Annotated in this window: 25 protein-coding genes; 14 read left to right on the top strand and 11 right to left on the bottom strand. The window is 69.6% G+C overall.

The window, feature by feature from the left end:
- Positions 1–180 precede the first annotated feature (180 nt).
- From FB390_RS02295 to FB390_RS02270, 6 genes are all read left to right on the top strand, one after another.
- A complete protein-coding gene (locus FB390_RS02295; protein ID WP_141807458.1) occupies positions 181–3,942 on the top strand; it encodes a sensor histidine kinase in 3,762 nt (1,253 codons plus the stop codon).
- Positions 3,939–4,352 (top strand): roadblock/LC7 domain-containing protein, encoded by a 414-nt coding sequence (locus FB390_RS02290; protein ID WP_011207200.1) that lies wholly within the window; start codon positions 3,939–3,941, stop codon positions 4,350–4,352. Before FB390_RS02295 ends, FB390_RS02290 begins: the two co-directional genes overlap by 4 nt.
- A gap of 7 nt (positions 4,353–4,359) precedes the next feature.
- Positions 4,360–4,734, top strand: coding sequence for a DUF742 domain-containing protein (locus tag FB390_RS02285; protein WP_067785475.1), 375 nt, complete (start codon positions 4,360–4,362; stop codon positions 4,732–4,734).
- Positions 4,715–5,317, top strand: a complete 603-nt coding sequence (locus FB390_RS02280; protein WP_174414979.1) for a GTP-binding protein — start codon at positions 4,715–4,717, stop codon at positions 5,315–5,317. The genes FB390_RS02285 and FB390_RS02280 overlap by 20 nt, the downstream gene beginning before the upstream one ends.
- A 95-nt stretch (positions 5,318–5,412) precedes the next feature.
- Complete coding sequence (locus FB390_RS02275) at positions 5,413–7,011, top strand: acetyl-coenzyme A carboxylase carboxyl transferase subunits beta/alpha (protein ID WP_141807457.1); 1,599 nt, start codon at positions 5,413–5,415, stop codon at positions 7,009–7,011.
- Between the two features lie 138 nt (positions 7,012–7,149).
- Complete coding sequence (locus tag FB390_RS02270) at positions 7,150–8,001, top strand: aldo/keto reductase (RefSeq protein ID WP_141807456.1); 852 nt, start codon at positions 7,150–7,152, stop codon at positions 7,999–8,001.
- 118 nt (positions 8,002–8,119) lie between these two features.
- On the opposite strand, the gene FB390_RS02265 is transcribed toward FB390_RS02270, so the two are convergent.
- A complete protein-coding gene (locus tag FB390_RS02265; protein WP_141807455.1) occupies positions 8,120–9,235 on the bottom strand; it encodes an NAD(P)-binding domain-containing protein in 1,116 nt (371 codons plus the stop codon).
- Positions 9,236–9,325: 90 nt separating this feature from the next.
- Between FB390_RS02265 and FB390_RS02260 the strand changes: the two genes are divergently transcribed.
- The 5 genes from FB390_RS02260 to FB390_RS33365 all read left to right on the top strand — a co-directional run bounded on the left by FB390_RS02260 (position 9,326) and on the right by FB390_RS33365 (position 14,229).
- Positions 9,326–10,054 (top strand): enoyl-CoA hydratase, encoded by a 729-nt coding sequence (locus FB390_RS02260; protein ID WP_141807454.1) that lies wholly within the window; start codon positions 9,326–9,328, stop codon positions 10,052–10,054.
- Positions 10,054–11,196 carry an MBL fold metallo-hydrolase gene (locus FB390_RS02255; protein WP_141807453.1) on the top strand — a complete coding sequence of 381 codons (1,143 nt, stop codon included), beginning with the start codon at positions 10,054–10,056 and terminating at the stop codon, positions 11,194–11,196. The genes FB390_RS02260 and FB390_RS02255 overlap by 1 nt, the downstream gene beginning before the upstream one ends.
- Positions 11,197–11,247: 51 nt before the next feature.
- The gene (locus FB390_RS02250; protein WP_141807452.1) at positions 11,248–11,493 is read left to right on the top strand and encodes an antitoxin; all 246 of its coding nucleotides are present in this window, start codon (positions 11,248–11,250) and stop codon (positions 11,491–11,493) included.
- Between the two features lie 54 nt (positions 11,494–11,547).
- Positions 11,548–13,944, top strand: a complete 2,397-nt coding sequence (locus FB390_RS02245; protein ID WP_141807451.1) for an ATP-dependent DNA ligase — start codon at positions 11,548–11,550, stop codon at positions 13,942–13,944.
- Between the two features lie 105 nt (positions 13,945–14,049).
- On the top strand, positions 14,050–14,229 hold the full coding sequence (locus tag FB390_RS33365; RefSeq protein WP_246123817.1) for an antitoxin: 180 nt from the start codon (positions 14,050–14,052) through the stop codon (positions 14,227–14,229).
- 44 nt (positions 14,230–14,273) lie between these two features.
- Here the strand turns inward: FB390_RS33365 and FB390_RS02235 are convergent, their stop codons facing one another.
- Positions 14,274–14,921, bottom strand: a complete 648-nt coding sequence (locus FB390_RS02235; protein WP_141807450.1) for a cysteine hydrolase family protein — start codon at positions 14,919–14,921, stop codon at positions 14,274–14,276.
- Between the two features lie 186 nt (positions 14,922–15,107).
- Between FB390_RS02235 and FB390_RS02230 the strand changes: the two genes are divergently transcribed.
- Positions 15,108–16,352 (top strand): lipase family protein, encoded by a 1,245-nt coding sequence (locus FB390_RS02230; protein ID WP_141807449.1) that lies wholly within the window; start codon positions 15,108–15,110, stop codon positions 16,350–16,352.
- Between the two features lie 178 nt (positions 16,353–16,530).
- Here the strand turns inward: FB390_RS02230 and FB390_RS02225 are convergent, their stop codons facing one another.
- The 5 genes from FB390_RS02225 to FB390_RS02210 all read right to left on the bottom strand — a co-directional run bounded on the left by FB390_RS02225 (position 16,531) and on the right by FB390_RS02210 (position 22,120).
- Positions 16,531–17,166: a DUF8020 domain-containing protein gene (locus tag FB390_RS02225; protein ID WP_141807448.1), complete on the bottom strand. Its 636-nt coding sequence runs from the start codon at positions 17,164–17,166 to the stop codon at positions 16,531–16,533.
- 377 nt (positions 17,167–17,543) lie between these two features.
- Positions 17,544–17,678, bottom strand: a complete 135-nt coding sequence (locus FB390_RS34595; protein ID WP_281292296.1) for a hypothetical protein — start codon at positions 17,676–17,678, stop codon at positions 17,544–17,546.
- A 57-nt stretch (positions 17,679–17,735) separates the two neighbouring features.
- Positions 17,736–18,473: an energy-coupling factor transporter transmembrane component T family protein gene (locus FB390_RS02220; RefSeq protein WP_141807447.1), complete on the bottom strand. Its 738-nt coding sequence runs from the start codon at positions 18,471–18,473 to the stop codon at positions 17,736–17,738.
- Positions 18,470–20,608: an ABC transporter ATP-binding protein gene (locus tag FB390_RS02215; protein WP_141807446.1), complete on the bottom strand. Its 2,139-nt coding sequence runs from the start codon at positions 20,606–20,608 to the stop codon at positions 18,470–18,472. The genes FB390_RS02220 and FB390_RS02215 overlap by 4 nt, the downstream gene beginning before the upstream one ends.
- Positions 20,609–20,653: 45 nt before the next feature.
- Positions 20,654–22,120: a flavin-containing monooxygenase gene (locus tag FB390_RS02210; protein ID WP_141807445.1), complete on the bottom strand. Its 1,467-nt coding sequence runs from the start codon at positions 22,118–22,120 to the stop codon at positions 20,654–20,656.
- 85 nt (positions 22,121–22,205) lie between these two features.
- Between FB390_RS02210 and FB390_RS02205 the strand changes: the two genes are divergently transcribed.
- Entirely contained in the window at positions 22,206–23,261 is a 1,056-nt protein-coding gene (locus tag FB390_RS02205; RefSeq protein ID WP_246123816.1) for an AraC family transcriptional regulator, read from the top strand.
- A gap of 20 nt (positions 23,262–23,281) precedes the next feature.
- Here the strand turns inward: FB390_RS02205 and FB390_RS02200 are convergent, their stop codons facing one another.
- Both FB390_RS02200 and FB390_RS02195 read right to left on the bottom strand, forming a co-directional pair.
- Positions 23,282–24,061: a metallophosphoesterase gene (locus FB390_RS02200; RefSeq protein WP_141807443.1), complete on the bottom strand. Its 780-nt coding sequence runs from the start codon at positions 24,059–24,061 to the stop codon at positions 23,282–23,284.
- Positions 24,062–24,254: 193 nt separating this feature from the next.
- The gene (locus FB390_RS02195) at positions 24,255–24,695 is read right to left on the bottom strand and encodes a MarR family winged helix-turn-helix transcriptional regulator (RefSeq protein WP_141807442.1); all 441 of its coding nucleotides are present in this window, start codon (positions 24,693–24,695) and stop codon (positions 24,255–24,257) included.
- A 52-nt stretch (positions 24,696–24,747) separates the two neighbouring features.
- Between FB390_RS02195 and FB390_RS02190 the strand changes: the two genes are divergently transcribed.
- A complete protein-coding gene (locus FB390_RS02190; protein WP_141807441.1) occupies positions 24,748–25,392 on the top strand; it encodes a TIGR03086 family metal-binding protein in 645 nt (214 codons plus the stop codon).
- A gap of 11 nt (positions 25,393–25,403) precedes the next feature.
- Here FB390_RS02190 and FB390_RS02185 read toward each other — a convergent pair whose 3' ends face one another.
- Positions 25,404–26,171 carry an RluA family pseudouridine synthase gene (locus FB390_RS02185; protein WP_141807440.1) on the bottom strand — a complete coding sequence of 256 codons (768 nt, stop codon included), beginning with the start codon at positions 26,169–26,171 and terminating at the stop codon, positions 25,404–25,406.
- Positions 26,172–26,424: 253 nt separating this feature from the next.
- A complete protein-coding gene (locus FB390_RS02180; RefSeq protein WP_141807439.1) occupies positions 26,425–26,658 on the bottom strand; it encodes a hypothetical protein in 234 nt (77 codons plus the stop codon).
- Positions 26,659–26,846 lie beyond the last annotated feature (188 nt).

The following is a 26,846-nucleotide window of genomic DNA, read 5'->3' as shown; positions in this document are numbered from 1 at the left end:
TCGATGTCACCCAAGCTGTTATTGATCCGTTAGAATCTGATGTCACTTATTTGGGCCGTCGTAGACGCAATTTCTCGGCCAGCCGCAGTTCTCGGCCAGCTCCACCCGTCGAGCCAGCATGCGATTGTGGAGGTTCGCTGATGGCGCGTGGATGGGGCCAGTTTGGAAAGTGAGTGGGAGATGCGTGACGCCGCTAGGTCCGGCAAGAAGCGCTGGGCGCTCGGCAATTGGGACCTGCGCTGGAAGGTTACGGCGGTTCTGGCCGTGCCGCTGGCGGTCGCGGTGGGGCTCGGCGTGTCGAGGATTACCTCGGAGTTCACCGAGGCGAACCGCTTGGAAGGGGTCGCCGAGAACATCGAGGCGATCCCGGCCGTCACCGGCTTGAGTGCGAACGCGGCCACGGTCGCGGGTTCGCAGATGGTCTCGCTGTTGCCAGGCCAGAGCGTGGTGACCGACCAGAACCTCAGCGACCTCGACAAGGCGATCGCCGCCGCGCAGAGCGCGGTGAGCAACCTGTCCGGTCAGCCGAAGGCCGAGTCCGCGCTGCAGAACATGATCACCGAGGCCAAGGCGATCCTGTCCAGGGGCAAGGCCGCCGCCGACCCGGCGGAGGCGCTCGGCGGGATCGACCGGATCCGCAACGACAGCGTGAGCATCGTGGAGAGCACGGTCTCGCAGGTGTCCGACCCGGCGCTGGACGCCGCGAAGCTGCGCCTGGTCGACTCGCTCAACACCCGAGCCACCCTGGTCAGCGAGCTGGCCGCGTTCAACGACGTGCTGCACAGCACCGAGTCGGGCATCCAGTCCTTCCTGATCGCGGCGAACTCCGAGCGGCAGCTGCTCAACGTGCTCGCGCACCGGTTCCCCGACGGCGACGCCTCGATCGCGGATCTGCGCGCGGGCATCGACAACCGCGTCTCGCTGCTGAACAGCCCCGAGGCGCAGGCGGGCAAGATCCCGATCGGTGAGCTGAAGAACTCGCTGACCGGCAGCGTCGACGTCTACGAGCTCGTCGTCGCCAAGGCGACCAAGGACATCGACAGCGCGATGGACTCGCTGGCCGCCACGGCCAACCGGGACGCGTGGAGTTACACCGCGATCGTCATCGCGACCATCCTCGCGGCGCTGCTGCTCGCGGTGTTCGTCGCGCGCTCGATGATCGTGCCGCTGCACCGCCTTCGCCTCGCCGCGCTGCGCGTCGCCGAGAGCGACCTGCCGCACGAGGTCGCCCAGCTGCGTAACGGCGCCAAGCCGGAAGACGTGCCGCTGGAGCCGATGCCGGTGCGAAGCACCGAGGAAATCGGCCAGCTGGCGCGCGCCGTCGACGACATCCACGGCCAGGCGCTGCGCCTCGCGAGCGACCAGGCGCAGATGCGTCGCCAGGTGAACGATATGTTCGAGACCCTGGCCAGGCGCTCCAAGTCGCTGGTCGACCATCAGCTCAGCCTCATCGAGGCGATGGAGTACGACGAGAAGGACCCCCGCCTGTTGGAGAACCTCTTCCGGCTGGACCATCTCGCCGCTCGTATGCGCCGTAACGGCGACAACCTGCTGATTCTGGCCGGCACCAAACAGCGCCGCGCCAAGTCCGCGCCCGTCGAGATCGCCGACGTGCTGCGTGCCGCGATCTCCGAGGTCGAGGACTACGAGCGAGTCAAGCTCGGCGCCACGCCGCGCGGCTCGCTGAAGGAACCGGCCGCCTCCGACCTCGCGCACCTGTTCGCCGAGCTCTTGGACAACGCGCTGCGCGCCTCGCCGCCCGAGACGGACGTGAAGTTCACCTTCGCGCAGGCGCACGACCAGGGCATGCTCATCGAGGTCGCCGACCGCGGCATCGGTATGCCGCCCTCGGAGATGGCCGAGATCAACAGGAAGCTCGAGCAGACCGCCGAGCCGGGCCCCGATACCGCGCGCCACATGGGTCTGTTCGTGGTCGGCCGCCTGGCCGAGCGCCACGGCCTGACCGTGCGACTGCGCCCGACCTTCGACACCGCACGCGATCCCGGCGTGACCGTGACCGTGCACGTGCCGGTGGGTCTGATCGTCGCCGGTGGACCGATCTCGGACGCGCAGCCCGTGACGCCCACCCCGTCGCCCGCCGCGCCGCAGCGCCAGTCGTCGCAGTCGATGCAGATGCGTTCGATCACCCGCACGCCCGGCGGCAACATGATGGTCACCGTCGATCCCGGCGTGAGCGGCCCGATCCCGGTCGCCAAGTCCGCCGAGCCGAACGGCGACGCCCAAGGCGGACTTCCGCAGCGGCAGCCGGGCAACTCGATGGCGACCGGATTGCGCCAGGACTCGGCCCAGTCGAGTCCGACCCTGCGCCCGCAGCCCGGCCAGACGCCGCCGAGCGGTCCGCAGCGCGGCAAGCTAGCCGCGGCGAGCCTGCCCAAGCGCAACCTAGGCCCGGGCGGCCCGCAGCGGCCGCCCACCCCGCCGACCGGCACCGGTGCGAACACCGGCAGCGGGTCGCTGCCGCAGCGTGAGCCGTCGAACTCGGGCGATCTCCCGCAGCGTCAGCCGGGCACCAACGGTGTGCCGAAGCCGAGCGCGACGGGTCTGCCGCAGCGCCAGCCCGGCACGAACGGCGCGCCCGCACGGGATGCCGCTTCGAGCCTGGCGCCGCGTGATTCCGCTGCCCTCAAGCCGCCGGGGCGGGATGCCGCTTCCGGTGGTCTGCCGCAGCGTGAGTCGGCATCGGGTGGTCTGCCGCAGCGCGATCAGGCCGCGGGCGGTCTGCCGCAGCGCCAGCCCGGCGCCAACGGGATGCCGCCGCGTCAGTCTTCGGGCCTGCCGCAGCGCGAGGGCGCCGCGAACGGTCTGTCGCAGCGCGACGCGGCGCCGAGCGGCCTGCCGCAGCGGGAGCCCGGTGCGAACGGTGCGCCCGCACGCGATTCGGCCACTGGTCGGCCGCAGCGCGATCCGTTCGCCGGTCTATCGCAGCGTGAGTCCGCGTCGGGTGGTTTGCCGCAGCGTGATTCGGCTGCCGGTGGTCTGCCGCAGCGTGAGTCCGCGTCGGGTGGTTTGCCGCAGCGTGATTCGGCTGCCGGTGGTCTGCCGCAGCGTGAGTCCGCGTCGGGTGGTTTGCCGCAGCGTGAGTCCGGTGGTCTGCCGCAGCGCGATTTCGCCTCCGGTGGTCTGCCGCAGCGCGATCCCGCCGCGAATCGCCTATCCCAGCGTCCGCAGACCGGCAACGGACTGCCCTTGCGCGAACCGGGCGCCAGCGGCGCTCCGCGCCGGGAGCAGGCGCCCGGTGGCCTGCCGCAGCGGCCTGCCGCGTCGACCGGCCTGCCGCAGCGCGAGGCGCCGAGCGGTCTGCCGCAGCGTCCGTCGGCCGCGCCGTCGCCCGGCGGTCTGCCGCAGCGCGATCCCGGCGCGACGGTGATGCCGCAGCGCGAGGTACCGCCGGGAGTCGGCCTGCCGCAACGGGAACGGACCGTGCAGCCAGCCGCGACCGGCTCGGACAAGAAGGAAGCCGAGTCGAGCACGCCTACGGGCGGCCGCGACCCCGGCAAGCACAGCTACAAATCCAACCCGTCGAAGACGGCCTCGTTCTTCCAGACCCGCCTGCAGCCCGCGGTCGAGTCCGGGTCGCCGATGGACAGCCCGATCTTCGCCGAGATGATGTCGGCATGGCTGGCCGATCCGAACCCGGATCGGTCCCAGGTCGCGGCCTCCTTCGAGTCGCCGGGCGACGAGGGTTGGCAGGCCGCACGCCGGGCCAGCGAGGCGCAAGCCGAAACAAAAACCGCCGCGGGCTTGCCTCAACGCAATCCGGGCGGGAGGCTGGTCCCCGGCGCCGTCAGCGGCTCCGCGGATCGGGCGCCGCGCCGAGATCCGGAATCGATCAGGTCCAGCTTGAGCCGTCACCAGCAGGGCGTCCGGGATGGCCGTGCGATGAGAGAAATGAACCTAACCGGAGACAAAGGAGACCGATGAACCCCGATCTAGGTGGTACGAACCGTCAGCTGGATTGGCTGGTTTCGAACTTCGCCAACGAGGTTCCTGGCGTAGCTCATGCCGTCCTGGTCTCGGCTGACGGCCTACTCATGGCCGCGAGTGCCCAGCTGCCCGTCGACCGCGCTGAACAGCTCTCGGCGGTCACCGCCGGCCTTGCCAGCCTCTCCGTCGGCGTCTCGAACCTGTTCGAGGGCGGTACGGTGCTGCAGTCGGTCGTCGAGATGGAGCACGGATACCTACTGCTGATGGCGGTGGGCGACGGCTCCTATCTCGCGGTACTGACCAACACGTCCTGCGACATCGGACAGGTCGGATACGAGATGGCTCTGTTGGTCGAGCGTGTTGGCCAGACTGTGCAGGCCACGCCACGCGTCACGATGGGTTCCTGATGGTGGGATGGACATAGAAGATCACCGCGTGGGGAGCGCCGAGCCGAGCCTCGTTCGCCCATACTCGTTGACCGCGGGCCGTACCAGGCCCACGGTCGAGTTGGCGTTGGAGGCGCTCGTCGCATCGCATCCGGTCGCCCTGGAGCGGCAGTTCGAACTGACCAACATCGAAACGTCAATCGTGGAGTTGTGCAGAGAATCGCCGTCCGTTGCCGAAGTAGCGGCTCGACTGGGAATTCCGATAGGTGTGGCACGGGTACTCGTTGCCGACCTGATCGAGGCCGGTCATGTGCGCGTTTCCGCGACTTTGAAAGACGATTCCAGCGACGATGAACGTCGCGAGCTGATCGAAAGGGTTCTCAGTGGACTCCGGCGTATTTGATTCGACGGCGCAGGTCGATACCCGCACCAGCAAGCCCACGTCGGCGAAGATCGTGGTCGCTGGCGGCTTCGGTGTCGGCAAGACCACGTTGGTCGGTGCTGTCTCGGAGATCGTTCCGCTGCGTACCGAGGCATTGGTGACCAATGCCAGTACCGGAATCGATAATCTGACCGGCATTCCGATGAAGTCCACCACCACGGTGGCCATGGACTTCGGCCGGATCAGCCTCGCGGACGATCTGGTGCTGTATCTGTTCGGTACGCCGGGCCAGTACCGGTTCTGGTTCATGTGGGACGACCTGATCCGCGGCGCCATCGGCGCCGTGGTTCTCGTCGACACCCGCAGGCTGGAGGACAGCTTCGCGGCCGTCGACTACTTCGAGGCGCGCAACCTGCCGTTCCTGGTGGCGCTCAACGAATTCGACGACGCACCGCGTTACCCGATCGAGGACATCCGTCAGGCACTGGCGGTGCCCGCGGATGTGCCGATCCTGTCCATCGACGCGCGTCGGCGCGAGCCCGCCAAGCAGGCGCTGGTCTCGCTCACCGAATACGCCTTGCGCAAGGTCATGCAGGGGTACTGATCACGGGGGCGGCCGCGGTTCGCCGCGGCTGTCTCGTCACCGACCGTTCCGCAGCGGGCGGCTGTGCCGTCCGATCGTGCCGATATGCTCGCGCGATGCGGATTTCGGCGCGTGAGTGGCTCGGGCAATTGCTCGACGCGGAGTCCTTCGTCAGCTGGGACCGGCCACCGCTCGAGGTGGCCGCTTCTCCGCGTTATCGCGAGGATCTGCGCAAGGCGACGGTCGCGGCGGGCACCGACGAGTCGGTGCTCACCGGTGAAGGACTGTTGCGCGGTCGCCGGGTGGCCGTTGTCGCTTGCGAGTTCGGGTTTCTCGCGGGCTCGATCGGCGTCGCGGCGGCCGAACGCATCGTCGCCGCCGTCGAGCGCGCGACCGAGCTCGGGCTTCCCCTCGTCGCGTCCCCGACCTCCGGCGGCACCCGCATGCAGGAGGGCACCGTCGCCTTCGTGCAGATGGTGAAGATCGCCGGCGCGATCGCCGTGCACAAAGCCGTCGGACACCCCTACCTCGTGTACCTGCGCGACCCCACCATGGGTGGTGTGTTCGCGTCGTGGGGTTCGCTCGGCCACATGACCTTCGCCCAGCCTGGCGCGCTGATCGGATTCCTCGGTCCGCGCGTCTACAAGGCGTTGTACGACAAGGATTTTCCGGAGGGCGTGCAGGTCGCGGAGAACCTGTACCACCGGGGTGTCATCGACGGCGTGGTGCCGGTGCACGTCTTCCGCAGGATCGCCCATCGCGCACTGAGCGTGCTCAGCGGAGAAGTACGGGCGGACGACGCGATCGGGACCGGTCCTCGGCAGGCGGGACCGAAATCGACGATCGAGCGGCCCGGCACAGTGCTGCCCGCCTCCGAACCCGGCGTCGTCTCCCGCGAGAGTTCGAGCGGCCGAACCGAATCGGTCGCCACCGGCGCCGATCCGGACGCCGCCTGGCGATCGGTGCTCGCCTCGCGCCGCCCCGACCGGCCCGGCCTCCGCGATCTGCTGCGCCATGTCACGCAACGGGTTCCGCTCAGCGGCACCGGTCAGGGCGAGACCGATCGCAGCGTGGTGCACGCGCTGGCCAGGTTCCGCGGACAGCCGTGCGTGGTCTTCGGGCACGATCGCGCCGGACGCCTCGGCGAGACGATGGGACCGGCCGCGTTGCGCGAGGCGCGGCGCAGCATGGCGTTGGCCGAGGAGTTGCGGTTGCCGCTGGTGCTGGTGATCGACACCGTCGGCGCGGCGCTGTCCAAGGAGGCCGAGGAGCGCGGTCTCGCCCCGGAGATCGCCCGCTGCATCTCCGATTTGGTGACCTTGGACACCCCGACCGTCTCGGTGCTGCTCGGCCAGGGCACCGGCGGCGGCGCGCTCGCGCTGCTGCCCGCCGACCGCGTCCTGGCCGCCACGCACGGCTGGCTGGCCCCGCTGCCCCCGGAAGGCGCCAGCGCGATCGTCTTCCGCGACACCGAACACGCGCCGGAACTCGCCGCCGCCCAACGCATCAGCGCCCCCGCGTTGCTCGCCGACGGCATTGTCGACCGCATCGTTCCGGAACGCCCCGACGCCGCCGACGAACCCGTCGACTTCGCCCGCCGCATGGTCGCCGCCATCGGCGAAGAACTGAGCCGCCTGCGTGACCTGCCCCTGCACGATCTCGAACGCGCACGGCACCAGCGCTACCGCAGGCTCGGCCTTCCGGCGGGCCACTGAACCGTCCTTCCGGACCGCGCAAGACCGAGCGCGGGGACGCGTCGTCGAGCGAAATGGCTGGTTCGCGCGTTTTGGCGGGTGCCAACACGCGCGTAAGCGTCGTTGACGGTTCGCCCGCGCACTTCTACGGTCGATCGGGTGAGCTTCCGAAGCGAGACCTCCGCCGTGCCGTCGATCGTGCTGAACGACGGCAACGTCATCCCGCAACTCGGATTCGGCGTGTTCCAAGTGCCGCCCGAGGATGTGTTCGACGTCGTCACCGCCGCGCTCGAGGCGGGCTACCGCAGCATCGATACCGCCGCGATCTACGGCAACGAGGAGGGCCTTGGGCAGGCCATCCGCGCGTTCGGGCTGCCGCGCGACGAGGTCTACGTCACCACCAAGCTGTGGAACTCCGACCAGGGCTACGACGCCACGCTGCGCGCCTTCGACGTGAGCATGGACAAGCTCGGCCTCGACTACCTGGATCTGTACCTGATCCACTGGCCGGTGGCCATCGCCGACAAGTTCGTCGACACCTTCCGCGCCTTCCAGGAGCTCAAGCGACAGGGCCGGGTCCGGTCGATCGGCGTGTCCAATTTCACCGTGGCGAACCTCCGCCGGGTGATCGAGGAGACCGGCGAGATCCCGGCCGTCAACCAGATCGAGCTGCACCCCGGCCTCGCCCAGCGCGAGCTGCGCGAATTCCACGCCGCGAACGCGATCGCCACGGAGGCGTGGAGCCCGCTCGGCCAGGGCACCATGCTCGAGGACCGGACCATCACCGCGATCGCCGAGGAACTCGACCGGATGCCCGCCCAGGTGATCATCCGGTGGCACCTGCAGCTCGGCAATATCGTCATCCCGAAGTCGGTCACGCCGTCCCGGATCGCCGCCAATTTCGATGTGTTCGGCTTCGAGCTCACACCCGAGCAGATGGACGCGATCAACGCCCTCGACCGCGGCGGTCGTATCGGTCCGAACCCGGACACGTTCACGGCCGGTCTCTGAACTCGCGGGCGCTGCCGGTCGCCGGGTCGGGGCGCGGTCCCGGTCTTCGAGCCGGGGCTCGGCGCGGAACGCTGAAGCCGGTTCCTGGTCGGGTCAGCGCCGGTGGCCGAATCGCGGCTCAGCGGCGATCGCCGATGTTCAGGTACTCCGTCAGCTCGACGGCGGCGGCGCGGCCCGCGCGGTTCGCGCCGATGGTGCTCGCCGACGGGCCGTAGCCGATCAGGTGGATGCGTGGATCGACGGCGACCTGCGTCGCGAGCCGCCCGGCCATGGTGATCCCGCCGCCGGGCCCGCGCAGCCGCAGCGGGGCGAGATGGTCCAGCGCGCTGCGAAAACCGGTGGCCCACAGGATGACATCGGCCCGCTGGAAAGTGCCGTCCGCCCAGCGCACGCCGTCGGGTTCGATGTGGTCGAACATCGGCCGCCTGCGCAGCACGCCGCGCGCGTCGGCGGCGCGCAGGCGATCGTCCCAGCGCAGTCCGGTCACCGAGACCACCGAGCCGGGCGGAAGACCGTTGCGCACACGGTCCTCCACCATCGCCACCGCGGCCCGGCCCGCCTCGTCGGTGAACTCCGCGTCGCGGAACACCGGTTCGGTCCGCGTGACCCAGGTGGTCGCGGTGACCTTCGAGATCTCGTCGAGCAACTGCACCGCGGAGATGCCGCCGCCGACGATCACGACGTGCTTCCCGGCGAACTCCTCGGCGGTCCGATAGTCGCGGGTGTGCAGCTGGCGTCCCGCGAAGCTCTCCTGACCGCGGTAGCGCGGGATGAACGGCCGCTCCCAGGTTCCGGTGCCGTTGATCAGCCCGCGCACCCGGAGCGTGCCCGCGCTGTCGGTCTCCGCGTTGAGCACGGTGCCGCGCCCGTCGCAGCGCTGCCCGTCCTCGGTGCGGTCGCAGACCACCTCGACCGACACCTGCCTGCGCACCCGAAGATCGAAGCGCTTCTCGTACAGCTCGTAATAGTGCGGGACGGCGGTGGCGGCGGGCGCGCTCTCCGAGCCGGGCGGCAAGGTCTCGGCGAACGACATGCCGGGCAGGTCGTGTACCCGGTTGACGGTGGTCAATGTCAGCGAGGGCCAGCGGAACTGCCAGGCGCCGCCGGGCCCCGGCGCGTGGTCGACGATGAGAAAGTCACGTTCGGGGCGCAACCCGAGGCGGCGCAGGTGGTAGCCGGCCGACAGCCCCGCTTGACCAGCGCCGATCACCAGGATGTCGAAGTCGGTCGGCACAGCCGCCGATCGTATCGCCTTCGGGGTCTCCCGCCGTCGCCTGTGGCAGAGTGAGAGTAACCAAACGACACGTTCAGTTGGGGAGGATGCATGCTCGGTGTTAGCCGAGATGGTGATGTCGTCACCATCGAATTACAACGCGAGGAGCGACGCAACGCGCTCAACAGCGAACTCGTGACCCGGCTACGCGAGGCCGTCCTAGCCGCCGTCGCCGATGGGGCACGGGTGATCGTGCTGACCGGGCGCGGCCCGATCTTCAGCGCGGGCGCCGATCTGTCCGGCGTCTACTCCGACGATTTCCTCTCCGGCCTGCTCGACATGCTGCACACCATCGAGTCGGCGCCGGTGCCGATCATCTCCGCCATCAACGGCGGCGCGCTCGGTGCGGGCGTGCAACTCGCGCTCGCCTCGGACCTGCGGGTCATCTCGCCGGAGGCCTACATCGCCATCCCGGCCGCCAAGCTCGGCATCACCGTCGACCGCTGGACCGTGCGACGGCTGGTCTCGCTGATCGGCGGCGGCCCGGCGCGCACGATTCTCTTTGGCGCCGAACCGATTCAGGCCGAAGACTGCTACTCGTTCGGTTTCGCCAACAAGATCGGCACCCTGGCCGACGCGCAGGCGTGGGCCAAATCGATCGCGGATCTGGCGCCGCTTTCGCTGCGGCACCTGAAATTGGTGTTCAACGACGACGGCACCCGCGATCCGGAGTCCGCGCAACAGCGCGCCGCCCTGGAGGCCGCTTGGACCAGCGCGGATGCTCAGGAGGGGCGTATGGCACGGCAAGAGAAGCGCCCGGCGAAGTTCGTGGGGCGATGATGCGGATCAAACGACTGCTCGGTTACGCGGCGGGCGCGGTCGGGCTCACCTGGGTGGTGCGGGCCGCGTGGGACATACCGTCGTCGATCGGCGCCTCGATGTCGGCCATCCAGCCGTACGCGGCCGGGTCGGTGAGCTACCGTGGTCGCCAATTCCACAACACCGAGCCGAGCACCCAGATCGTCGCGGGTTCGGTTCCCTCCCTGCTGTATTCGGCGTTCACCAAGCGCAATATCGGCCGCCCGCGCGGGGTGGTTCCGCTGCAGAAGCCGCAATCGCCCGCCGAGGCCGCCGATCTGGCGGTGACCTGGTACGGCCACGCGTCGGCGCTGATCGAGGTGGACGGGTACCGGATTCTCACCGATCCCGTATGGAGCGAACGGGTTTCGCCTTCCCCGCTGATCGGGCCCGCGCGGCTGCATCCGGTTCCGGTGCCGCTCGAGGAACTGCCGCAGGTGGACGCGGTGATCATCTCCCACGATCACTACGACCACCTCGACAAGGAGACCATCCGGGCGCTGGTGGTCGGTCAGTCCACGCCGTTCCTGGTGCCGATGGGCATCGGCGCGCACCTGCGGCACTGGGGCGTTCCCGAGCACCGCATCGTCGAATTGGATTGGGGCGGTTCGGTTTCCCTCGCCGCCCTCGGCCGCGAACGGGACGGCACCGACCTGGTGCTCACCTGCACCGAGGCCAGGCATTTCTCCGGCCGCGGACTGGTCAGGAACACCACGCTGTGGGCGTCCTGGTCCATCGTCGGCCCGACCCGGCGGGTCTACTTCGGCGGCGACACCGGCTACACCAAGGCGTTCGCCGAGGCGGGCGCGGCGCTCGGGCCCTTCGATCTGACGCTGCTCCCCATCGGCGCGTACGACGAGCGCTGGACCGACGTGCACATGAACCCCGAAGAGGCGGTGCGCGCGCACGCCGACCTGTGCGTCGGCGATCCGGGCCACGGCCTGCTCGTGCCGATCCACTGGGCGACGTTCAATCTGGCCTTCCACGGATGGTCGGAACCGGTGCACCGGATGGTCGACGCGGCGCAGCAGGCGGGCACCGCGGTCGCGGTGCCGATGCCGGGACAGCGCGTGTTGCCGCATGCGCTCCCTCCCCGCGATTCGTGGTGGGAAAATGTAGGTTGACCTGTCGGTACCTCCGACATCCCGATTGGCGACAGGAAAGGAACGACGGCGATGAGTCTGGCGGACACTTTGAAAGGCCTGGTCGGTAAGGGAAAGGACGCGGCGGCCAAGAACGCCGACAAGATCAACCAGGCGGTCGACAAGGCCGGTGACTTCATCGACCAGAAGACGCACGGGAAGTACACGGACAAGATCGAGAAGGGCAAGGAGGCCGCCAAGAAGGTGGTTCCGCCCGAACACCCCGGCCAGCCAGGGCAGCCCGGCCAGCCGGGTCCGGGTCCGACGCCCAAGCCCTGAGGACGCGCGGCCGGGGACCGCCCACCTGTCGGTCCCCGGCCGTACTATCGAGTCATGGTGCGCCGCCGTGCATTCGGTGGTGGTCCTGGCCGACCGAGTATCGAGGTCGAACTCAGCAACCTCGACAAGGTGCTGTATCCGGCGACCGGGACCACCAAAGGCGAGGTGATCGCCTACTACGCGGCCATCGCCCCGGCGATGCTGCCGCATATCGCCGGGCGCCCGGTGACCAGGAAGCGCTGGCCCAACGGGGTCGACGAACCCTCCTTCTTCGAGAAGAACCTGGCCGAACACGCGCCGTCATGGATCGAGCGCCGCACGCTCGCGCACTCCGATCGGCGGGTCGCCTATCCGTTGATCGACTCCGAGGCGGGCCTGGCCTGGATCGGGCAGCAGGCTTCGCTGGAAGTCCATGTGCCGCAATGGCGTTTCGACGGCGACGAGATGGGCCCGGCCACCCGTATCGTCTTCGATCTCGATCCGGGACCTGGCGTCGGTCTGCCGGAATGCGCGACGGTCGCGCTCGCCGTACGGGAGATGGTCGAGGGGATCGGTCTGCACGCGTTCCCGGTCACCAGCGGCAGCAAGGGTATTCACCTGTACGTCCCGCTGGACCGGGTGCTGAGCCCCGGCGGCGCGTCGACGGTGGCCAAACAGGTGGCCACCAATCTGGAGAAGCTGCACCCGGAACTGGTCACGGCGACGATGGCCAAATCCGTTCGGCGCGGCAAGGTTTTCCTGGACTGGAGCCAGAACAACCCGGCCAAGACCACCATCGCCCCCTATTCGATGCGCGGCCGCACCGAGCCCAATGCCGCGGCGCCGCGCACCTGGGCCGAGATCGAGAATCGGAAGAAGCTGCGGCACTTGCGTTTCGAGGAGGTGCTCGCCCGCTGGCGAGACGACGGCGATCTGCTCGCCGAGCTGGACCCGCCGGATTCCCAAGGCGGCGCCGATGCGCTGAGCAAGTACCGCTCGATGCGCGATCCGGCGCGCACACCGGAGCCGGTGCCGTCCGCGCCGCCCGCCCCTGGCACCGGTGACCGGTTCGTGGTGCAGGAGCACCACGCGCGCAGATTGCACTGGGACGTCCGGCTCGAACGCGACGGCGTGCTGGTGTCCTGGGCGGTGCCGAAGGGTCCACCGACGTCGTCGCGGCAGAACCGCCTTGCGGTGCACACCGAGGATCATCCGCTGGAGTACTTGCACTTCCACGGCGAGATCCCGAAGGGGGAGTACGGCGCGGGGGAGATGACCATCTGGGATACCGGCACCTACGAGACCGAGAAGTGGCGCGACGACGAGGTGATCGTCCGCTTCCACGGTGAGCGGCTGACCGGCCGCTACGCGCTCATCCAGACCAACGGCAATCAGTGGCTGATGCATCTCATGCGCGATCAGCAGCAGAGCGCGGAGGGCGATGAGGAGCACCGGGATTCGGTTCGCGGGCGAGCGGCGTCCAACGGATCCGACGGCGAGCCGGAAGCCGCGGCTGAGCCGGTCGAAGAGGTCGCGCCGCACGTCGAGGCCGCACCGGACGAGAAATCAGCACCGGCAAGCCGTTCCGCGCCCTTTCCGTGTGGTCTCGCGCCGATGCTCGCGATCTCCGGCGACGTCGCCGAGTTGGACGACGTCGAATGGTGCTTCGAGACGAAATGGGACGGCTTCCGGCTCATCGCCGAGATCGATTCCGGCGCGGTGACTTTGCGCAGCCGCGCGGGAAATGTGGTGACCTCCCGATACCCGGGCATCGGCGTGCTGGCCAAGGAGCTGGACGGACACCGGGTCGTGCTGGACGGCGAGGCCGTGGTCTTCGACGATCACGGCGTCGCGAACCTGGGCCTGCTGCAAGCGGATGCGGCTCGCGCCGTCTTCGTCGCGTTCGATGTGCTGTATCTGGACGGCACCTCGCTGATCCGCAAACGCTATTCGGACCGTCGGCGGGTGCTCGAGGCGTTGGCCGCGAACGCGCCGTCGATGCGCGTGCCGCCCCGGCTGGACGGACCCGGGGCCACCGCCCTGCGCTACAGCCAGGAGCAGGGGATGGAAGGCGTCGTCGCCAAGCGCAAGGATTCGGTATATCTGCCTGGCAAGCGCGGACATTCGTGGGTCAAGCAGCGCAACTGGCGCACCCAGCGGGTGGTGGTCGGCGGCTGGCGGCGCAGCGAGGCGCGCGAGTTCAAGTCGCTGCTCGTCGGCATTCCGTACCAGGACCGGCTGATCTATGTGGGCCGGGTCGGTACCGGTTTCGACGACGCCGGCATGCGGGACATGGCAGAGCGGCTGCGCAAACTGGAACGCAAGACCAGTCCGTTCGACAATCCACTGACCGCCGAAGAGCGCAAGGAAGCGGTGTGGGTCTCGCCGAAGATCGCGGGCACCGTGCGCTTCATGAATTGGACGGAGACGGGACGGCTCTGGCATCCGGGCTGGGTCGGCGAATCCGGCTGACGCCCGCGCTGTGACAGCGATCGCTAGATGTTTGCCAGGCCGGTTGGGCGAGGGCTGGGTATCGTGAGTCCGCGGTTGTTTCGACTCGAGAACGGGGAGTGCACAGTGGACTTCAAGAACCTCGCCGCCAAGGCGATGGACCTGGCCGAGCAGAACGCGGACAAGGTCGACACGGTGATCGACAAGGCGGGCGACCTCGTCGACGAGAAGACCGGGGGCAAGTTCGCGGGCCACGTCGACACGGCCCAGGACGCCGCGAAAAAGGCCATCCGAAAGGAAGGCTGACCGATCCCCGTCGTCCCGGCGCGCGCCGGGACGACGGGGCGGGTTCAGTCCTTCTCGCCCGCGAGCAGCGGCATGATGGTCGCGGAATCCGTCACGATCGCGTGCCCCTGGAACTCGAAATCCGCGTAGGCGCGCGCGATCGCGTCCTGATCGCGGCCGCCGCACGCGTCGCTGATCACCACCGGGACGAAGCCGAGATCGGTGGAGTGGGTGACGGTCGGCGCGATGCCTATCTCCATCGCGACGCCCATGATGGCGTACGCCCCGATGCCGAGGTCCCGCAGCGTGCTCGCCAGCGGTGTGCCCTCGAAGGCCGACATCGAGGTCTTGTCGAAGACGACCTCGTCGGGCCGCGGCCGCAGCTCCGGCACCAGCTCGAAGGGCGGGGTGTCGCGCTGGAGAATGGATTTCAGCTCGTCGACCGAGTCGACCCCCTGCCAGCTCATCGCCATTCGCAGCGCGAACTTGCCGCTGAGCCGGTGCGGGAGGAAGAAGTGCCGCAAGAAGATCACCGGGTAACCGCCACGCCGCGCCGCTTCCACCACGGGCACCACCCGCTGGATGATTTCCGGGCCGTCCGGCAGCTGTGACAGCACGCCCACCTGCATGTCGTAGACGATCACCGCCATCCGGTCCGGACCGCACACGTCGGCGAGCCCCTCGGGAATGTCCAGTCCGTTGCCGTACCGCATGGTCAGCTCTCCTTCTCGATGACCGCGTCGCCGGGCCTCGTGGGGTGGCGATTCGGTTGCGCCGAAAGCACTTTCGCACCACTGTAACCAGGCGTGCCGCGGAGGTTGCCGGGCGGCCGCTACGGCAGTACCGTCGAGTGACTCGAGGCGAGGTCGAGTGCGCCTCGGTGAACTCTGGAGCTCGAGATGAGGACGAAGAACGGCCTGTCGGTTCTGGCTTTCGGTGCGCTTCTGAGGGGGTTCGCGGTCGCCGCGATGGTGTCGCTCAGTCTGCTCGCGCATGCCGCTCCGAGCGCGGCGATACCGCGGCCCGACGCCGATCCGTTCTATGCCGCGCCCGCCGATCTCGCCGAGTACCCCGCGGGCGCCGTCACCCGCTCCCGGCCGATCGCGCCGCTCGGTCTGCCGCTGCCGATTTCGGCCTGGCAGGTGCAGTACCGGACGAACGACGCGGGCGGCGGGCCCATCCCCGGTATGGCCACGGTGCTGGCGCCGATCCTGCCGTGGTGGGGCCAGGGCGAGCGGCCGCTGCTGTCCTATCAGGTGCCCGAGGACAGTCTCGGCAGCCACTGCGCGCCCTCCTACGCGTTGCGCGGCGGATGGGAACTGAGCGGCGTGACCACCTATATCGACACGCCTTTCATCGCGGACGCGCTGCGCCGCGGCTGGGCGGTTGTGGTCAGTGACTACGAGGGACCGGGGTCGCGCTTCCTGGACGGCGTGAATTCCGGGCGCGGTGTGCTCGACGGTATCCGGGCGGCAAGGGCGTTCGGCGCCGGCGGCGTCGGACCCGCGAGTCCGATCGGCGCGTACGGGTACTCGGGTGGCGCCTTCGCCACGCTGTGGGCCGCGCAGCTGCAACCGGACTACGCACCGGACGTCCGGTTCGCCGGCATCACCTCCGGCGGCGTTCCCGCCGACTGGCCCGCCATCGCCCGCGGCGTGGACGGCGGTGTGCAGGCCGGGCTGGCGTTGCTGATCGTGCTCGCGATCGCCCGCGACCACCCGGAGTTCGGCGTCGCGGAGCTGCTCAACGAACGCGGGCACGCGATGCTGGCCGAGGACGGATCGGCCTGCGGGTCGGACCTGGTGCTGAAGTACAGCGGCACGCGCGTCGACGACTTCGCGATCGAGCCGGACCTCCTGGCGCACCCGGCGTTCCGCGCGGCGACGGACGCGCAGGAGCTGGGCGCGAGCGCGCCGCGGGTACCGGCCTACCTCTACCACAGCACCACCGACGACGTGATTCCCGTCGCGGGCTTCACCGCGCTGCTCGACCGCTACTGCGCGCTCGGCGCGGACATCACCTTCAGGCATTCGATGCTGCCCGGCCACAATCCGACAGCGGTGGTCGAGGCGTTCGGGGCGATGGACTATCTCACCGACCGGTTCGCGGGTGTGCCGGTGGCCGCGGGGTGCCACGCTCGTTGAGCCGCGTATCGCCCGGCGACGAAAGCGGCGGCGGCTGGGCGGAGATCGTCCGGCCTCGACGAGCGCGTCGATGCAGCCTCTGCGAAAGTCGCGGCTGAACGAAGAGCGGCGCGCACCGACTCGAGGGGTCGTCGGTGCGCGCCGCGTCCGGAAAGGGTGGCTCAGCCGGGCGTCCGGCCTACTCCGCCCACTTGGTGGTGCCCGGCTGGGCGGCCAAGGTGCTGATCAGGTCGATACCGGCGACCAGCAGTGTCGGACCGCCCACCACGATGGTGCCGATGATGCCGCCGACCGCGGCACCCGCGATCACGCTGGCGATCACGCCGGGACCGGCGACGATGCCGGTGAGGCCGATGAGAGCGCCGAGCGCGGTGCCGATGAAACCGCCGACGGCGGTGGCGATTCCGAACTGGGAGATGAACGCGTCCATCGCCCGCTGGTCCTCCACCGGGGAGGCGACGGGGATCGCCTGCGCCGGACGCGCCTGCGCGACGTTCTTGACCGCCGTCAGCTCCAGCACCCGGCCGCCGTCGCGGATCTCGTGCGGCAGCGGGAATTCCAGTCCGTCCTGCCGAACCGAGAGCGGCAGGGTGAGGACCGCGTTTCCGGCGGAGTCGTTGATGTCCACCGAGTTGCCGGTCAGCTCGAAGGAGCCGTCCGTGAGTGTGGTGATGATCTTGTCGCCGACCAGCTTCGCCTCGTACCCGATGTTCGGGACGGAGGCGGCGGCCGGTTGTGCGTGCACAGTGCCCGCGCCGACGGCGACGGCGGCGACGAGCGGTACGACGGCCGCGGTGATCTTGCGGAGAATCATTTCCGAAGTTCCAATCTGCATCAGGTTTTCATGCCCTACGAACAACCCGCACGCCGAAAAACCTTCCCCCTCAACACGTGCGGAGCCTGGATGTGATCTAGAGAACAGCTGCGCCGTCTGCCACACTACTGGGCTATTGCTTGTTTAGACCCCGAAATCGGTGGGTATTCCTGATTCTTGTCCTTATCGGTTGCCATGCCATTGCCGAAGGCGCTATGCCACTTGGTTATACGGGCACGTCAAAGCGTCGTCCACGGCGCAGCGGCCGGAAAAGGCGAAGTCCGTAGAAGACGCGCACGCGCGGAGTGGCGCGAAGGCATGTCGTACTGAAGGTTTGCTACAACATGCGATACGTGACTCGGCGAAGGGGCTTACCCCTATTCGACGGAACTCTCGAGCTTCTCGATCGCCTTGGCGTTGAGCTCGTCCTCCTGCTGGAAGGCCGACGCGATCGCGTCGACGCCGCCGCTCAGCGCCTCGACCGAGGCCGGTTCGGGGAACAGCGAATTCATCTGGTCCTCAGTCTGCCGTGTCGCGGTTCGCGCTGTCGTCCCAGCCGTCGAGACCGCTCAGATGAGCACGTCGAGCAACACCGAGCCCGCGCACACGAGCACGACGAGGCTGAGCGCGACCGCGTCGCGGCGACCCGGCGCGCTCGGCCGCGCGGTGAGCTGTCCGGTGCCGCCGCGGGCGGTGATGGCCTCGCCGAGCTCGGTGGCGCGGCGGGTGGCGACGGCCATGGCCGCGGTGAGGATGTCGATGATCGGGCTGTCGGACGCGCGGTCCAGCAGCCGGTCCTTGGGCCGCAGCTTGCGGGCCGCGCGCAGCACCCGGATCTCCTCGAGCAGCAGCGGCAGCCCGCGCAGCGTCAGTGCCACCACGACGGCCCACTCGTCCACCGGGACTTTGAGTTTGCGCAGCGGCGCGCCCAATTTGGCCAGCGCGGGGGCGATCTCGCCCATGGGCGTCGTCCACGCGATCAAGAACGAGGCGGCCACCAGGATCAGGCCGAAGACCATCACCTGGGTGTAGCGCAGGACCGCGGCGCCGCCCACCGGAAGGTTGATCAGCGCACCCGCGCCGAGCAGCGCCCAGAACCACCACGGCAGCCTGGGCAGCGTGCCGAGCGGCAGCCGGGCGAGCAGACCGATCGCGAGCAGGAAGACGACCATCGCGCCGAGCACTGGCCAGGTCGGCCAGAACATCAGCAGCAGGCTGATCAGGAACGCGGCGATCATCTTGGTGCCCGCCCAGAGGTTGTGCACGGGGCTGGACACCGGCACTTGGCGAAGCAGGACAGTGCTCATTCGACACCCCCGTGTCCGAAGCGCCACGCCGTGTCACCCGGCCGCGGCGGTGCGGCCGAACGCGGGTCGCGGTGCGGATCGATGCGATGCGCCGCGGGCGCGGCGTCCGTGACCGGCTGCGTCTCCAGGATGCGACCCGAACTCAAGTGCACCGTGCGATCGCACACGGCGGCCATGTCCGCCACGTCGTGCGAGATGACGATCAGTGTCAGCCCGGAGTCGCGCAACCGGGCGAGCAGTTCCACGATGTCGGCGCGGCCCTCCGGATCCAGTCCGGCCAGCGGTTCGTCGAGCACGACGACCTGCGGGTGGCTCGCCACGATGGCGGCGAGCACGACGCGCTTGGCCTGCCCGCCGCTGAGTTCCTCGATGGAGCGGGCGGCCAGCGCGCGGTCCAGGCCGACCGCGTCCAGAGCTCGGCCGACCGCGCCCGACCCGGTGGCCCGCCCACCCCAGTCGGAGATCTCCGCGCCGACCGTCTGCTTCTGCAATTGCAGCCTGGAGTGCTGGAAGGCCAGCTCCACCCGGCCGATCTGGCGCGTCACCGGACGGCCGCCGAGATCGCAGCGGCCCGAGGTCGGTTGGATCAGGCCGGCGATGATCCAGGCGAGCGTCGATTTGCCGGACCCGTTGCCGCCGACGACGAGCAGCGCCTCGCCGCGGCGCACCACCAGGTCGACGCCGTGCAGGGCGGGCGCCTCCCACGGCGTGCCCCGGTTGTAGGTGTGCCGGATGTCGCGCAGTTCGAGGATCGTCTCCCCGACGGGCCTGCGGCGGGTGTCGCGCACCGGCTGCGGCCAGAAGGGCAAGTGCTCGACGGTGCGCCCGCCCGCCAGGTGCACCACGCGGTCCGCGGCCGCGGCATCGGCCTCGTGGTGAGTCACCAGCACCACCGCCATCGGATGGCGGCGCGGCAGTTCGCCGAGCAGCGCGACGAGTTCGCGGCGGCCCTCGGGATCGATCATCGAGGTGGCCTCGTCGGCGATGAGCAGCGCGGGACGGCGGGCCAGCGCCGCCGCCACGGCGAGGCGCTGCTGTTGCCCGCCGGAGAGGGTGGCGGTCTCGCGATCGCCCATGCCCGCAAGGCCGACCTCGCCGAGCAGCGCCTCGGTGTCGACTTCGGCGGCCAGATCCGGGGGAAGTCCCCAGACCACGTCGTCGGCGACCAGGACGCCGAGGGTCTGGCTCTCGGGTCGTTGCAGCACGAGGGCCGTCCCGCCCAGGTGGCCGAGGCCCGCGGAGCCGGGACGGTGCACCGTGCCCGAGGTGGGCGGCAGACCGGCGAGCAGCCGGGTGAGGGTGGACTTGCCGGAGCCGTTGTGGCCGACGATCGCGACGAACTCGCCGACCCGCACGCTCAGGTCGATGTCGCGCAGCGCGTCGGTGCGCGAGCCCGGATAGCGGAAGCCCGCCGCGCGCAGCGTCACCGGAAGCGGCGCGATCGGTCGATCGTCCACCGGCGCGTCGAGACGGTCCCGAGTGGGCAGCCAGGCCAGCCGGTCCAGCACCGAGCCCAGCACGAACCAGGAGAACAGCGCGCTCACCACCACGCCGAGCAGGACGCCGCCGCCGACATAGACCCACCACCAGGCGAGCACGGCGTCGGTGACTTCCGCCGCGGCCCGCCCGAGCGGCTCCAGCGCGGGCTGTCGCGCGGCGATCCGTTGCACGCCGTTCGCGGTGTTGCGGATGGTGTCGAACAGCAGCTCGCGGGTCTGTCCGGCCACCAGCAGCGACCCGATGGAGAACGCGCCCCACAGCGCGCCGGCCAGCACCGCGAGCACGAAGACGGAGATCAGCCCGCCGCCGCGGCGCTTGACCCCGCCGATGATGCCGCCGATCGTGGCCGACCCGACCACGCCGAGCGCGGGCATGATGCCCGCCGCGACGAAGGTGACCAGGGTGGCCGAGGCGGTCGCCGTGACCAACGCGCGTGGCCGGTAGCGGTGCGCGAGCATGCCCATCGGCACGGCCGCGACGATTTGCAGCGCGGCTGCCAGCGGAACCACGGACCCGACCGTGACCAGCCCGACCGTCACCCCGCCCAGTACCGCGCCGGTGGCCAGTTCGATCGGGCGCAGCGGCCCGCGCTCCTCGACACCGGTCCGGCCGTCGGCCGTGGGCAGATCACTCACGTGACAAGTCTGCCAGGGGCGGCGGCGGAGGGCGGGTTCGCCGGATCAGGCGGCCCTGGTGAGGGTGTAGTCGTCGCGGTTCAGTCTGCGGGTGCGGCGGCGGTAACTGGACACCGTTCCCGGCCAGTTGTTGGTGATGCGTCCCGAGGCGGTGCGGTACCAACTGGTGCAGAAGTTCCACGGCGTGCGGGCCAGCCGTCGCTGGAGCGCGTCGTTGAATTCGCGCTCCAGCTCGCCGCGCACCTCGAGGCAGTGGCCGGGATTGTCGGCGAGCAGCCGCACGGCCTGGCGGATGTAGCGGGCCTGGGATTCGATCATGTAGATGATCGAGCCGGCGGCGAGGTTGGTGTTCGGACCGTAGACCAGGAAGAGGTTCGGGAAATCGGGCACGGCGATGCCGAGGTAGGCGTGCGCGCCGTCGGCCCACGCGTCGGCGAGTTTGCGACCGCCGCGGCCGTAGATCTGCATCGGCCAGAGGAATTCGGTGCCCTTGAAGCCGGTGCCGTAGATGATCACGTCGGTCTCGTGCAGTCGTCCGTCGGCGGTGCGCACGCCCTCGGGCACGATCTCGCTGATCGCGGTGGTCTCGACCGTGACATTGGGCTGGGTGAGCGCGGGGTAGTAGTCGTTGGAGAACAGCCCGCGCTTGCAGCCGATGGGGTAGTCGGGGGTCAGTTTGGCCCGTAGCTCCGGATCGGGGACCTGCTTGCGCAGGTGTTTTTCGGCGATCTTGGCGACGCCGCGCGCGATCGCGGGGAACTCGACCAGCCCGAGCGATACGAATTCCCCGGTCGACCACCACCCGAACCGCTCCACCAGCAGCGCGCCGGGCAGCTTGGCGAACAGCTTGTGCTGGAGCGGGCTGTAGTCGGTGTCGAACTTGGGGATGACCCAGGCCGCGGTGCGCTGGAACAGCGTCAGGTGCTCGACCTTCGGCTGGATCTCGGGGATGTACTGGATGGCGCTCGCGCCGGTGCCGACGCAGAGGACCCGCTTGCCTTCCAGTTCCACGTCGTGGTCCCACTCGGCGGAGTGGAAGGAGGCGCCCGCGAAGGTGTCGATGCCGGGAATGTCCGGCAGCGCGGGCCGGGAGAGCTGGCCGACCGCGGAGATCAGCACGTCGGCGGTTCGCGCGGTGCCGTCGGCGGTGCGGACCGTCCACCGGCCGGTTCGCTCGTCGAATTCGGCGTCGGTCACCTCGGCGCCGAAGACGATGTCGTCGAGCAGGTCGTGCCTGCGCGCGACGCCGCGCAAATAGTCGTGGATGGCGTCGCGGCCGGAGTAGCGCTGCGGCCAGTCCGGCTTCGGTTCGAAGGAGAAGGAGTAGAGCGGCGAGGGCACGTCGCAGGCGGCGCCGGGGTAGGTGTTCTCTCGCCACACCCCGCCGAGATCGGCGGCCCGCTCCAGGATCGTGATGTCGCGGATTCCGTTGCGCCGCAGCTCGATCGCCATGCCGATGCCGCCGAAACCCGCGCCGATGATGAGAACCGATGGCCGGTCACCAGTTGTCATGTGACCCTCCTCACAGCATCCGACTGACTCCACTCTAGAACCGGCGCCGCGGGGTGCATCGAGACTTTCGGCCATAATGTGGGCTGTGGAGCGGGTGCTGGCTACCGGAATCCGCGACTGGAACTTCCCGCGCGGCATCGCCAGCGTGGCCCTGATGGTGGGGTACGCGGGCGAGCACGGTGTGCCCGCGGCACGGATGCTGGCCGGTACCGGACTGACCGAGCCCCTGCTACGCGATCCCGACGCTCAGATCGACGCGCACACCGAGCTCGCGGTGATTCGCAATCTGGTCCGCGAGGCCGACGCGCCCGCGCTGGGCGTCGAGCTGGGCAGGCGGTACCGGATCACCACCTTCGGCATCTTCGGCTTCGCCTGCGTGAGCAGCCCGACCCTCGGCGAGGCGATCTCCTTCGCGCTGCGCTTCCTCGATCTGAGCTTCACCTTCTGCCTGCCGGTCGCGCACTGGGAGGCCGGGGAGTTCGTCGCGCGGGTGCACGACGAGTCGGTGCCCGCCGACGTGCGCCAGTTCCTCGTCGAGCGCGATGTCACGGCCATGTACCAGGTGATGAGCGATCTGCTCGGACGTCCGGTGCCGCTGCTGCGGGCCGAATTCCGTTTCGCCGAACCCGAATACGCCGACCGGATGACCGAGGTGCTCGGCGTCCGCCCCGGCTTCGGCCGCCCGCACAATGTGTTCACCATCGACCCGGAGATGCTGGAACAGCCGCTGCCGCAGGCCAACGAGCACACCTGGGCCATGTGTCTCGCGCAGTGCCGTCAGCTGGTCGACCGCCGCCGGGCCCGCACCGGCATCGCGGCGGAGGTGCGCGAACTGCTGGTGCCCGGCGGCGCCGACGGTTTCGCCGCCCCACCCGGCATCGATCTGGTGGCGCGCGAATTGAACATGAGCACCAGGACTCTGCGCAGGCACCTCGACGCCGTCGGCACCAGCTACCGCGCCCTGCTGGACGAGGTGCGCCGCGCGCTCGCGGAGGAAATGCTCACCGCCACACCGCTTTCGGTGAGCGATGTGGCGATCCGGCTCGGCTATGCCGAGTCCTCGACCTTCATCTACGCCTTCAAGCGCTGGACCGGCGTGACGCCCGCCGCGTACCGGCGCGAGCGGATTTCGCTGCGCTGAGCGATCCGGCCGACGCCGAGTCAGTCCGGCTGAACGCCGAGATAGCCGCCCATCGGGACCGGCCGGAAATGCGTAGTCAGATTGTGGTTCTCGTCGATGACGTGCAGCGCGACCGCCGGGTCCGGCGCGTAATCCATGACGTGGTGCGGCAATTCGAGCTCCCATTCGCCGCCGAGCACCGAGGCCGTGCTCGGCGCGACCAGCAGCGGGCGGCCGCCGAACGTCGTCGTCGCCGCGGAGTGGGCGTGCCCGGTGAGCACGCCGAGGATGCGCTCGTCCCCGGCCACCAGCGCGGCGAGGCGCTCGGGGTCGGCGAGGGTGATGCCGTCGATGATCGGGCTGTGCAGGTGCACCGGCGGATGGTGCATGGCGAGCAGGATCGGTCCGTCGGCGGGCGCGTCGGCGAGCACGCCGCCCAGCCAGTCGTAGGTCTCCTCGCTCAGCGCGCCGCCCGCCTCGCCGGGCACGCTCGAATCCAGCAGGGCGACAGTCAATTCACCGATCCGGTGGGCGTTGTTGATCGGGGTGGTCGCGGCCGGTTCACCGAGCAGCGCGGTGCGGAAGTTGGCGCGGTCGTCGTGGTTGCCCGGCATCGGATAGACGGGGATGTCGGCGGCCAGCGCGACGCGCGCCTCGGCGTACTGCTCGGCCTTGCCGGAGTCGGTGATGTCGCCGGTCACCAGGATGGCGTCGGGTTTGCGGCGTAGGTCGGCCAGGAAGGCCATGACCCGCTCGACGCGTTCGGCGTTGCGGGCGCCGAGATCGAAGTGTGTATCGCTGACCTGAGCCACCAGGATCATCGGCGTTCGCTTTCTCTGAGGGATCGCTCCGTTGCGTCAGAGGGGTGCCCATATTGTGTGCTCGGCACTGTCCCAGGCTAGATGACCTGCGCATTGTCCGTCTTCATGAGGCTCGCCACCGCGCCGCAGGACCCCGTTCGGTAGTGGTGGCGGTCACAGTCGGCGCTCTTGTGCCGTGCGCGTCCCCGGCGGTCTACGAGTCCCGCGCGGCGGTGGCGTTCGACCACAGGGTGTGCAGCGCACGGAGAAACGCTTTGCGATCCGCCTGGGGGAGTGCCGCCAGCAGTTCGTCCTCTTGTTCGCGGATCTCGCGCTGGGCGCGGGCGCGGACCGCCTCGCCTTCCCCGGTGAGCGAGACGAGGTTGACGCGCCGGTCGGCGGGGTCGGGGGCGCGTTCGATGAGGCCGCGGCGTTGCAGGTCGTCGAGGACGCCGATGATCCGGGTCTTGTCCGCGCCGATGGCCTTGGCCAGCGCGGCCTGGGTGTACACCGGCTCCCGTTCCAGGCCGAGCAGCACTCCGTAGGCCCACATGGTGAGGCCGTTGCGTTCCAGGACGGGCAGTTCCGCGGCGACGAGGGCGCGGCCGAGCGGCACGACCATCGCCGCGAGATCCGGTCGGTCGGGGTCTGGCATGCCTAGAAAAATACTGCTTGGCAGATGATATGCGTCTGCTTACTATAAGCGCATGAGTACGACATTCGAAGGAAATGCCGGCACGACCGAATCGAACGAGCGGCTCCGCCGGCTGCACGCCGAGGCCGTCCGGCTGTGCGCGGAAGTTGTCTCGCGCGTGGACGCCGACCAGCTGGGGTCCGAAACGCCTTGCGCGGGATGGGATTTGCGCGCTCTGCTGGCGCATATGGCCACCCAGGACCGCGGCTTCGCGGGAGCGGCGCGGGGTGCCGAGGATCCCGGCGCGTGGGAGGTGCGAATCGCGGCGGATCCGGTCGCCGACTACCTGGCCGCCGCGGCCGAGGTCGCCGCCGCCTTCGCCGAGCCCGACGTCTTCGAGCGCAGCGTGTTGCTGCCGGAACTGTCCAGCGAGCATCGGTTTCCCGCCGCGACCGCCATCCGGTTCCACCTGGTCGACAGCGTCGTGCACGCGTGGGACGTGGCGCGCTCGATCGGCGAGAAGATCGACCCGGGCCAGGAGTTGGCGCTGATCGCGCTCGAGATCGCGGAGGCGGTTCCCGACGGGCCCTTCCGATCGCAGCCGGGCGCGGCGTTCGCGCCGGTGGTCGCCGGGGGCGATTCGGGTTCGATCATGGATCGGGTGTTGCGGCAGCTCGGCCGCTCGCCCGAGTGGGAGCCGACCGCATCGCGCGCGTGAATCCGTTGTGGTCAGGAATTCACGCGGAGCAGTTCCGTTGCGCGGTCGAGGAGTTCGCCGGGGTCGGCCGGGGATACCGGAGCCCAGAAGTCCTCGCCGGGGGAAGCGTCCAAATGCAACTCGGGCGGGGTGCGCCAGGAAGCGGCCAGGCCGAGTCTCCACGAATGCAGGTGGGCGCGCGGATAGGCGCCGGACTTGTCGAAGAGCGGATCACCGAGGATCGGGTGGCCGATCCAGGCCAGGTGCACGCGGATCTGATGGCGGCGGCCGGTCACCGGGCGCAACGCGAGCACGGTGCGCCGCTCGGTGCGCAGCACGGTCGCGAAGCGGGTCAGCGACGGATAGTTCTTGGTGGCGAGCAGATCGGCGTCGTCGACGAACCAGCGGTCGTCCTCGGTCTTGATGCTTTCGCGGGGCGCGGCGATCCGCACGCGGTTCTTCCGGCCGACGCTCAACGGCAGCTCGATGACACCGTGCTCCGGCAGCCCGGTCGAATCGACGACAGCCAGGTACGCCTTCTCCGCCGTCTGCTTGTTGAACTGCCTGGTCAGCTGGCCGTGCGCGCCCAAATCCTTGGCCAGCAGCACCAACCCGGAGGTCACCTTGTCGATCCGGTGCACCGGGTACAGCGTCTCGCCCGCCGCCGCGGCCAGCTCCACGATGTCGGTGTCGTGCCGCTCCCCGGTGACCGAGATCCCCGCGGGCTTGTTCAGCGCGAGGATCGCCTCGTCCTCGGCGATCACGCAGCGCTCCCGCAGCCGCAACCATTCGGTCTCCACCCGCACGACCTTACGTCGCCGCGCCCCTCCCACCTTTCGGGCATACGCCGCACCGAGGGCCTGGGAACCGCGTACGGAACATACGGCGAACCGAGCCGCGACGGCGCTACGGCACAGCTGAGTGCTCGACCGCAGTGCGGTATTCACCCGTGGCCCAGTCCTGGGTCCGGGGGAGTGCTCAACCGTGTTGCGTGCTGGGCTGCGATGCGGTGCTCGGAGTTCCCGGGCGTAGTGCTGAGCGCCGGCGTTGTGCTCAGGCCATCGCGGTGCTCTGCCGTGGCGTAGTGCTCGGCGGCGACGCGGTGCTGTGCCGGGGCGTGATGCTGAGCGCGGCGCTGGGCCGCGATGCGGTGCTCGGCGGCGAGGCAGCGCCCGGTTGCGGCGCGGTGCTCAGCGTCGGTGCGGCGCTCAGCGGCGGTGCGGTGGCGAGCGTCGGCGTGGCGCGGCGTCGAAGTGTGGCGCGGTGTTCGGCTGCGGCAATGCTCACGCGCCGCCGTGCGCGGCGGTGGGGAAATGCCAGGGAGCCGCGTAGTGCTTGGCGTCGGCGCAGTGCTGAACAGCGACGCGGTGCTGGGGCGTGGGCGCGGTATTCGGCAGCGGAGTAATGCTCAGGGCGGCGCTGAGCCGTGGCTCGATGCTGGCCGTGGCGCGGTGTTCGGCGGCGAGGGCAGTGCT

This window comes from Nocardia bhagyanarayanae (assembly GCF_006716565.1).
Taxonomy (GTDB): Bacteria; Actinomycetota; Actinomycetes; order Mycobacteriales; family Mycobacteriaceae; genus Nocardia; species Nocardia bhagyanarayanae.
Note: the sequence above shows the minus strand (reverse complement) of the source record. Positions and strands in the feature narration are given on the sequence as shown.